Source organism: Halobellus inordinatus (assembly GCF_024464655.1).
GTDB classification, from domain to species: domain Archaea; phylum Halobacteriota; class Halobacteria; order Halobacteriales; family Haloferacaceae; genus Haloquadratum; species Haloquadratum inordinatus.
Genome location: NZ_JANHAV010000019.1, coordinates 1 through 9,211, shown reverse-complemented (window position 1 = coordinate 9,211; position 9,211 = coordinate 1). Strand labels below are relative to the sequence as shown.

8 protein-coding genes and 1 pseudogene are annotated in these 9,211 nt (G+C 50.9%); 1 reads left to right on the top strand and 8 read right to left on the bottom strand.

The window, feature by feature from the left end:
* Positions 1-318: 318 nt before the first annotated feature.
* From NO347_RS17135 to NO347_RS17110, 6 genes are all read right to left on the bottom strand, one after another.
* Positions 319-1,323, bottom strand: coding sequence for a YeiH family protein (locus NO347_RS17135; protein WP_256290925.1), 1,005 nt, complete (start codon positions 1,321-1,323; stop codon positions 319-321).
* Positions 1,324-1,401: 78 nt separating this feature from the next.
* Positions 1,402-1,767, bottom strand: coding sequence for a Rieske (2Fe-2S) protein (locus tag NO347_RS17130; RefSeq protein WP_256290924.1), 366 nt, complete (start codon positions 1,765-1,767; stop codon positions 1,402-1,404).
* Between the two features lie 5 nt (positions 1,768-1,772).
* The gene (locus NO347_RS17125; RefSeq protein WP_256290923.1) at positions 1,773-2,876 is read right to left on the bottom strand and encodes an amidohydrolase family protein; all 1,104 of its coding nucleotides are present in this window, start codon (positions 2,874-2,876) and stop codon (positions 1,773-1,775) included.
* Positions 2,877-3,487: 611 nt separating this feature from the next.
* Positions 3,488-4,765, bottom strand: a complete 1,278-nt coding sequence (locus tag NO347_RS17120; protein ID WP_256290922.1) for a TRAP transporter large permease — start codon at positions 4,763-4,765, stop codon at positions 3,488-3,490.
* Positions 4,766-5,230: a TRAP transporter small permease gene (locus NO347_RS17115; protein WP_256290926.1), complete on the bottom strand. Its 465-nt coding sequence runs from the start codon at positions 5,228-5,230 to the stop codon at positions 4,766-4,768. It lies immediately after the preceding gene.
* A gap of 104 nt (positions 5,231-5,334) precedes the next feature.
* Complete coding sequence (locus NO347_RS17110) at positions 5,335-6,336, bottom strand: TRAP transporter substrate-binding protein (protein ID WP_256290921.1); 1,002 nt, start codon at positions 6,334-6,336, stop codon at positions 5,335-5,337.
* A 470-nt stretch (positions 6,337-6,806) separates the two neighbouring features.
* On the opposite strand from NO347_RS17110, the gene NO347_RS17105 reads away from it, so the two are divergent.
* Positions 6,807-7,406, top strand: coding sequence for a DUF8102 family protein (locus NO347_RS17105; RefSeq protein WP_256290920.1), 600 nt, complete (start codon positions 6,807-6,809; stop codon positions 7,404-7,406).
* Between the two features lie 5 nt (positions 7,407-7,411).
* Here the strand turns inward: NO347_RS17105 and NO347_RS17100 are convergent, their stop codons facing one another.
* Together NO347_RS17100 and NO347_RS17095 are read right to left on the bottom strand one after the other, a co-directional pair.
* The gene (locus NO347_RS17100; RefSeq protein ID WP_256290919.1) at positions 7,412-7,837 is read right to left on the bottom strand and encodes a hypothetical protein; all 426 of its coding nucleotides are present in this window, start codon (positions 7,835-7,837) and stop codon (positions 7,412-7,414) included.
* Between the two features lie 100 nt (positions 7,838-7,937).
* Positions 7,938-9,158: pseudogene (locus NO347_RS17095) on the bottom strand (IS701 family transposase).
* Positions 9,159-9,211: the final 53 nt, after the last annotated feature.

Genomic DNA, 9,211 nt, shown 5'->3' with positions numbered 1-9,211 from the left:
CGGGCCGTCCCCGCAAACCGGCCACCTGACGACCGGTTCCACCGGTAGTCACCGACCGAGCACGCCTCCACGTGAGTGGCAACGCTGTCGCGTCGGCGGCTGACCGCCGCCGACAGCGACCGCTTCCTCTTTTCCCAGCGTCACTTGCTCGCTACCAACGGCTCATCAGGACAGACTGGTGAGCTCAGATCGGGTTAGCTGGCGACGCCTTGTGAGGTACTGATTTTGGGAGATATGGTTACACCATTTCTGCTTAGCTTGACTGTTCCGCCCATACATATGATGTAGGCGGCTGTGAATATGGTCTGGTTCTGGAATTTAGAAGGCAGTATTGAGAAGCAGAAGTGAGGCAATAGAAATTAAAAGGAGACTGATTAAGCCCACGATCAGCGGGACGAAGCCGGTTTGTCGAAGGTTGTGAGGATGGATTTGGATTCCAAAGCCGGCAAACGCTAACAGAAAGAGCCATTCAGAAGCGCGGGCCAGAACATCGATGAGCGGTGCTGGTGGTTGTACGACATTTGTCAGAAGTATCATACCGAGGAATCCGAGTACAAACTTCGGGAACTGCTTCCGGGCGTCACTAAGCAAGGATGGAATGTCGATATCATCACCGAAGTCGATGTACCGGAATGCATATGCAGTTGTCACAATCCCGATGAACATATTTCGAGTTAATTTGGTGAGCGTCGCCCACTGACCAGCGCTATCGGCATACGCAAACCCAGCCGCTGCGACGGGGCCAGTGCTGAACATACTCAAACCAACCCACACCCCGAAGACATTTGGAGCAAGATTGAGGAACCGGCCGAGCGGAGGAAAGACTAGAATAGCTACAGTGTCGAAAATTAGGACAGTAGCAATCGCGTATGCTATATGATCTTCTTTAGGGTCTATGCTACCAGCGACAGCGGCTATTGCTGAGGTGCCGCAGATAGCGATACCAGCAGCAAGGAGGGAGGTGAATTTACTTGGTAAGCCAAACCCACGCGCAGACAGCAGTTCGACGACACCGAGGGAAAGAAGAATAACAAGAAGGACAAGCAGGACAATACGTGGTCCAGCAGCAACCACATCTGAGAGTGTGAATTGAACACCCATCAAAACAATTCCAGCTTTAAGACACGGTTTATAGATCTGAAGTCCGGTCTGTGTCTGTTGGTTGAGCGCGACGAGGTTCGTGAGAAGAATTCCAATGAATACAGCCACCAGCAGTGCGGGAAGAGGAACGACGACGGTGAGAAGTTTGGCGACGAGTGCTGAGGCTGTGAGCAGCGCTAACCCACGTACCAGCTCTGGTATCGAATAACTCAAACTGTGCATCATTCCTTTAGTTCAGCGGTGAAAGAATGGGTCCAGAGCTTCGAGCATAGATGATGACTCGGAGTATTATTACAGAGCTTACAGCTCAACAATAATTTCGTCATCATCTACCGTAACAGGGAACGAGAGGAGGTCCGACCCTTGACGAGAAAGACACTCACCCGACTCAATATCAAATTCCCATCCGTGCCAAGGACAGTTGAGTATCTCCCCTTCTCGGGTCCAGTTGAATGTCGTTTCCAAGGTGTCCTTATCGAAGCACGCCTCGTTCGTACCTGTCAGTGGCCCACCACAGATCGGACCTCCTTGATGGGTACACCAATTGAGATACGCGAAGTATGATCCTTCCCGGTTGAAGACAGCAACCTCTCGACCTTCGAGTTGTACGATAACTCGCTCTCCTTCGTCGATCTCGTCAGTCGTACCGATTACGTGTTCGCCCATAGCAATTAGATATTCAGGTTCAGTAGGTCGGCAGCATTCTGATGAAGGACCTGTTTCCGCTCGTCCGCCTCGAAATGCCGTCGGAGGTGTTTGTCTAGTGCTTCCGGATGGTCAAAGTCCCAGTGGGGATAGTCACTCGCAAAGACCAGTGATTCAGTTCCGATCATATCAATCAGATCAGACATATCCGAGGGGTTGTTTGGCTCGCCGATCGGCTGACTCGCAAACGCAAACTGATCACGAATATACTCTTCTGGGCTTTTCTCTAAGAGCGGGGCCTCGCTCCGTCGGATGGAGACCTCTTTATTAAGCCGATACATCATATATGGAACCCATCCAAGCCCTGCTTCTAGGAAGAGGAAGTCCAAATCCGGGAATTTTTGCGGTGTTCCATTCACCAGCAGACTTGTGAGAGTCAGCATTTGGCTCCACGCGTGGGCCAGCACGTGCGTAGAAAGGAAACGCTCTAGAGACTGATTCTGACGCGGGAACTCATACATAAACCCATTTACACTGGCGTGATACGCAATGGGGAGATCGTTCTTCTCCGCAGCCCGATAAATAACGTCATAAGCGGAGTCACCCAGAGGCGGATTAGGACCCGTGCTATGGATATATGCACCAACAATTTGATCTTCATCTGCAAGCCGCTCGATTTCTTCTGCAGCTCGGTGTGGCTTCTGGGACGTCAGAGTCGCCATCCCATAGAAATGGTCGTATTCATCTAGGAATTGATCCAATAACAAGTCGTTGTATGCCTCCATCAAGGCAACAGCGAAGTCAGATTCAGGCAGTCTCGTGATGAGAGCGAAGGTGTTTATTATTGGATAATCAACATAGAACTCCTCACAGAGAGATTCTTGCAACCGTTCTGCTGTAGAGACATTCTCTAGTTCTTCTTTTTGATCGATCTTGCCGAACAGAGTCCGGTCCCACCCGTCACGCGGAAGTGGACTTGTAATTCGAGTTGATTCTAAGCGCTTGGCATACGGGTCGTCGATATACGGCCGGAGTTCGTCTGGCGCGATCGCCAAGTGGACGTCAGTATCGACGAGAGTTTCTTGTTCGAGGATGGCGGGTTTATCATCCGCTGAGGTACTTTGTGACATTGTTTACTTTACAGACAATTGCTTTCAGAAACTGTACTCAACTGGGTCACGGAAGGAGCAAACTGATCTCGGTGCCAGATACGGTTGCTGCAGCCATTGAGAGGCTTGCACTGGCTTTCTGCACGTGGTAACTGAAGCCGTGACATACAGAAACAAGATATAGCTAGATTAATATAGTACTTTTTCTACAGAAACCGTTTAGATATACAGATTATGTGTATTCATTCGGCACCTTGGGTATACACAAATAAAGAATTCATACGAATCGATAAGGATTCTAGTCAGACACCAGGCATCGATTCAGCTACCATCGAACGGAAAGTTTCAGCAGAACATTCATAAACGGTGTTTCCAGATTTGGTTCGGGACCGCCCGATCTCAAACAGCAACTCACCATCCGCTTCAACGCGCCACTCATCACCATAGCGAGTGTCTCGGCCAATCAGTCGGATCTCACAGTTGCACTGCTCTTCGAGTTCCGGAATCACGTTATGAACGTAGATTCCGTCACTGAACCGTGGCGGTTCATACGGTGGGAGGCCCAATTCTGATCGCAGCTGCTCGTTTTTTTGCCACCAGTCTGGATGAGAGTTAGAGGGCATCTATGGATGTCAGGGGAACGGATTCGCGCCAGGGAATGTGAAGAAGAAAATCCAAACCGCGGTCAGTGTCGCCAAATATGGCAGAGCTGCACGCGCTACTGTCGTATAATCGAGATCAGTAATACCACTAATAATGTAAAGATTGAGTCCGTAGGGAGGAGTGATAAATCCGATAGCATCACTTATCATAAATATTACACCCCACATAATCGGTGAAAGACCAAGGTGTGCTGCAGCAGGAGCGAGAAGCGGAGCGGTAATAATCATATTTGGGACAGATGCAAGTACTGAACCCGTAAAGAGCATAATCAATACCATCCCAAGGCCGATGAGTATCGGATGCTGTAGGCCGATCACCGCATTGGCGATTACATCCTGGAGACCGAGATACGAGAGGCCTTGTTGGACCATCGCTGAAGTAATAAATACAGGAATGATGACTCCCGTCAGTACGACGGCACTGAGGAGGACATTCCAGAGTTGTCCTACGCTTTTTATTTGCTTTCCAGCGGCACCAGCAACGAGTAGGTACGCGAGAGCGACGCTAGCTGATTCTGCTGGAGTGAAGAACCCAGCATAAATGCCACCAAGGAGAATCACGATGGCAAAGATAGCCACGTTAGCATCCCAAGCAGACCGGACAACGTTCACTAAGCTGGTTGTTTCCGACTCACGTCCGTAGCCACGTGAATACGAGAGATAGCTTGAGACCACTGAGAGTCCCCCAAGCATAAACAGCCCCGGGACGAGCCCAGCAAGGAAGAGATCAGTGACGGAGACACTGAACGTAATGCCATACAGAATAAAGAGCACGCTCGGTGGGATAATGATGCCCAGAGTACCGCCAGAGGCAATCGTTGCGGCGGCGAAATCTGGATCGTAATTTTCTTTTTCTAATTCTGGTTGAAGAGCTTTCCCAACAGAAGCCGTGGTCGCAGAGTTGGATCCCGTGATCGCAGAGAACACTGCACACGTGTAGAGTGCGGTGTTTGCGGTACTTCCCGGGAGACGTCCAGCAAATGACCGCGTGAAATTGATTATGTCCCTGGATATGCCAAATTCGTTGATCAATGCGCCGAGCGTGATGAACAGCGGAATTGCGGCGAACGGGAAGCTATTGAGTTGCTCGTACGGGACGATCGCGATATTTTGGACGGGAAGCCGTGATGCGAATAGACTGAATCCGATCGCCCAGTTACTGAATACGAGCAGTACAGGAACGCCAACCACAAAGAGAATGACACTCAGGAGGGTGAGCAGAACGATGATTTCGATATTAGAGAGCATCTACATTTCACCTCCAAAGTTGGTGCCGATCGATATCTCTTCCCCAGCACGATATCGAAGAGTAACAGTCACCATCTGCTGGACGACCCGGAGCAATATCAGTGAAAACCCAACAGGGATAGAGGCATACAGCAGATACTGTGGAATTGGTGTCCCAGAGATCACCGCACCGGCCGACATATAGTTCTGGGTGACCTCAAGAGAGAAAACGACAACAAGCCCTGCGAGAAGGAGCCAGGAGACCCATTCAAGCCAGTACACGACGTACGTCGCACGAGGCGAAAGATCCTCAACAACGAGTCCGAATCTGATGTGATTGCCTTGGTGGATGACATACGCGACGCCTAGCCACGACATCCAGATAAAAAGACCAAGGACGACATCTTGGCTCCAAATGAGGCTTTGCTCCGTGAATGTCCGCAGGAGGATATTGACAAGGATGACTGCCGAATAGACAATCAGCATTGTCACACCGACATATCCTTCAAATCGCTTGTTGAGCAAACTAGTCGTCTTCGAGAGAGTGGTATCCGAATTTAAGTAGGACATCTGTATGAAGCAACCTCGGCCTATATTTCGTCGATGTAATCGTTCCACCACGCATCGATAGAGAAGTCGGCTGGCTTCTCGGGAACAGAACTCGACCGCGCGGTGTCCCAGAGATAGTTGTGGAATCCTTCGTCCCACAGCGAGACTTTGTCGATAGTCCGGCTATAGAGATCCTTGTTTTCCTTGGCTGAAACAGGCTGTTTCCATTGCTCCAGTTCAGCGTCGGTCAAGGTGTTTACTCGAACCCCATTCTCTGCAAAGCCAGAGCCTTCTGGTGGGGGCGAACTCTCGCCCACTCGCTTGTTAGCGACCTCATCGGACAGCTTTACCACATCCTCAGAGACCGATTTGGTCACAGAAGCGAGGGTGCTTCGCTGCTCTGTGGAGAGCTGTTTCAGCCAGTCCACGCGAGCATAAAGGAGCGCTGTCGACGCGGACCACTTATTGAGGATCACCTGATCAATAACTGGTGCCATTTTGAACGCGACAACGACTGACGAGAAGGTCTCCATTCCGTCGACGACACCGGATTTCATACCCTGGAGCGTATCACCCCACGGGAGTGTAACAGGAGACCCACCCCATGTATCGAGCGCTGTCGACGCGATCTGGCTATACGTTCGGCGGAGTTTGAGCCCCTCAATATCACTAGGCGTTTTCAGCCGCTTCGACGCGTCGTATCCTTTCCCGATGTAGAGGTGGCGATGGAGAGGAGGATGGTCAATATCGATCGGGACAACACCGTACTTTTTCGCGAACGGAACCCAGTAGCGCTCCCAACTTTCCTCGGTAAACATTGTATAGGGGAGCGAGACCTTACTTGGGAAGGTGTACGGAAGGAGCCAGATGTCGTTTTCCGGGAAGAATTTTGTCGAGTTCCCCATCGAGTTCGACCCGACAGGGATAATCCCACTGGAGACTTTGGCACCACAGTTTGATTCACTGCAAAGCTCTCCGCCCCCAACGACAGAGACACCAAGAGAGCTACTTCGCTCTTCTAACCGCCGTTTGAGCTCCCACATTGAAAAGGGTGCTACGGAGTCCCAGTCGTTGATTTTCTTGTTTGGGGTACCTGCGACCGTGAATTCAAGACTGGATTGACCGCCACTGTCTCCAGTAGTTCCGCTGTTGCTTCCAGAAGTTGCCGTTGAGCCTGTTTGTGCTGCGTTGCTTTGTGACCCTGTACCCAGACATCCAGACACGACACCAGCAGTACCGATTGCTGCCCCACGCGTGAGGAGTGTTCGTCGATTCATAACACGGGTAGTGTTCACAATAGTATAATTGTTAAATGTATGTTCGCTACAATCGTAAATATATACAGATACTGTGAATATCACTACCCAAATCAGCCGCATACGAATATAACCTCATAGTCAATCAGGATAGAAAAGCACCGGATTCGTATTTCTATGGTCTCTCTATCCACCAAATTCGGGTATTTAAGACACTGGCACAGGGTTTATTTATAATACGAAAGTGTGCAAGAGGTATGGATAAAGAACGCCACCTTGAGCGGGATCGGGGGATGTTGACGAAAAAAGATCGAGAGTACCTTCTCGGAGAACAACCTGACATCAACGAACACACTGAAACACAGAAACGTCACCGAATTAGAAAGCGAGTCCGCAATGCGCTCCTTGATTTCCCATTGCTCCGACATATGCAGACGCGGGATCGAAATCTGATTTTTGAAGATCTGAACGTTGGCGAAGATGGTCCCTCCGGGGATGTGGATCTGTATTACTCTATTGTCGATATGATCCAATTTGCATACATCGGGCTCAAAGAGCAAGATGCAGATGCCAAGCGACCAGTCGCGTCTGCAATTTGGAATGTTGAATCAGTATTTCCACAGATGTACGAGGATGAATGGGTCGACGTGGAAGTAGACATTACGGTCGACATCAAGGAGAGTGTTGATCTTGAGGCTGCAATAGAGAAATTACGACGGGGGGAAGATATCACGAGCGGTGAGGCTTGGGCACTTCTGGACGCTGGGCGTATCACTCCCAACGAATTCAAACAAATATATGAAGGGAATGGCGATATCGACCTAGACGTTGTGCTGCGACTACTTGACGCCTACTGAGGCCTCTAGTGCTGGTTCTTTCGACGGCTGATGATTTCCGTTAATTCCTTCGCTGTAATCTGTTCCCTATTCACGGATTGTATCTGACTGTGGGCAATCTCTAGTTCCTCCTCCAGTTTGCGATTTTGTTTCCGTTTCTCAGTCAGTGATTCCCGCAATGACTCGTTCTGCGACTTCAGTTCCTCAATTCTGTCAGTAACTTCGTGGAGCTCATCCTGCAACTCGACATTCTTTTTCTCTAAACGACTAATTCGGGATTGAGCTTCCGCGTACCGTTCCTGTGAGGATTGTCCACCGCTCATCGTTTGAAGATAGTCCTCGATCGCGTTTCTGACGAACTCCGACTTACTATTTGGACCGTGCTCTTCTTCTACCGCACGCTCGATATCCGTGTGTTGGGTGTCTGTGAGGCTAATCGTAAGTCGGCGCATTGAGTCACCAACTAACGTACTGAGTGATAAAATATGATGTTGTTTCACCCTCCTTGTGTTAACTGAATTAGGTTAATGGTGGGATACCTCTCTTGGTTACTCAGCTTTGCACGTTAGCGGCGGTTGAGTGAACGAAGAGGTGGTCGATCTCTTCCATAAGGTCATCGACGCCACGATCATCGTTGTCTCGAACCCACGAGAGGAGATTGTACACGGTTTCTTTCAGGGAGTGTTCGAGGTTCGCTCGAAGCGATGACGCTTTCGAGCGAACCGTCCCCAAGGCGCTCGACTCAGGATCAAGACGAACGAGACTGTAGGCAGCCATCAGAAGGTGCCAGTGCCGACTGGCACCTTCGTTGATCTGCATCTCGCAGTCTCCTAGGCCGAGATCCTGCTTCGAGTCCTCGAAGAACGTCTCGCTGCGCCATCGCATTCCGTAGGAGCGAATCACGTGCTCGGTCGGGGCGTCGATTTTGTTCGTAGCGAGGTACTTGACCGGGTTCTCTTCGTCTGCGTCGGTCTCTTTCTCGGCGATGACCAGCTTCACGTCTCCCAGCTGGGAGACGGGAAGCTTCTTCGTCTAGATGTGGTAGGTGTCGTCATCAACATCACGCTCGTCCGTGTCGATGCGCTCTGCAAGCGCATCGGCGCGGATCTCTTCGCCACCATAGGTCACCTGTCGATTGCTCCGGAGCGGGCCGATCCAGTCCTTGTCGTAGGATTCGATGTGTTTGGGAAGGCCAGAGTCGTGAGCGAACCACGAGTCGAAGAGGTAGGTGTCCGCAGGCACACCTACCTCTTCTTCGAGTTCGGTAACGATCTCTCGGGCTAGATCGTATTTGGTATCGTGGTCATCGTCCTCGTCGTCTTGCTGTTCGTAGAGGCGGAAAGTGAGCGGATAGGCGGTTTTGTCGTCAGCGTAGAACGCGTAGATGAGGTCTTGGCCCCAGACAGTGTCGCCTTCAGCGTGATCGTAGAATCGGCCGACGCCGGGGACTTCGTCCCCGGCTTTCTCGGTGATCGTATCGTCGAGGATGATGTAGCCATCCTGTGACCAGCGCGTTTCACCGTGTTTCTGAAGCTCTTCGAGGCATTCGTGGTTGAACTCCTGTTCGTCCCAGTCGTACTGGGTGAGGAACTTGTTGAGGGCGCGTTTCCCCTGAGCTGGAAGGACTTCGCGTGCGATACCCGCCACGGTCTTGTTGCTGGCCGCAACAAGACGGGTGGCGTAGGTTTTCGCGTGATGACGTTGTGCTGGTGACAGCGACTCGAACTCGTCGAACACGCGCGTACACGACAAGAAGTCCGTAATCGGCATCATCCGTCCTTGCCACCGCCTACGTCACGCTCCTACTTCAACGTGCAAAGCTGAGT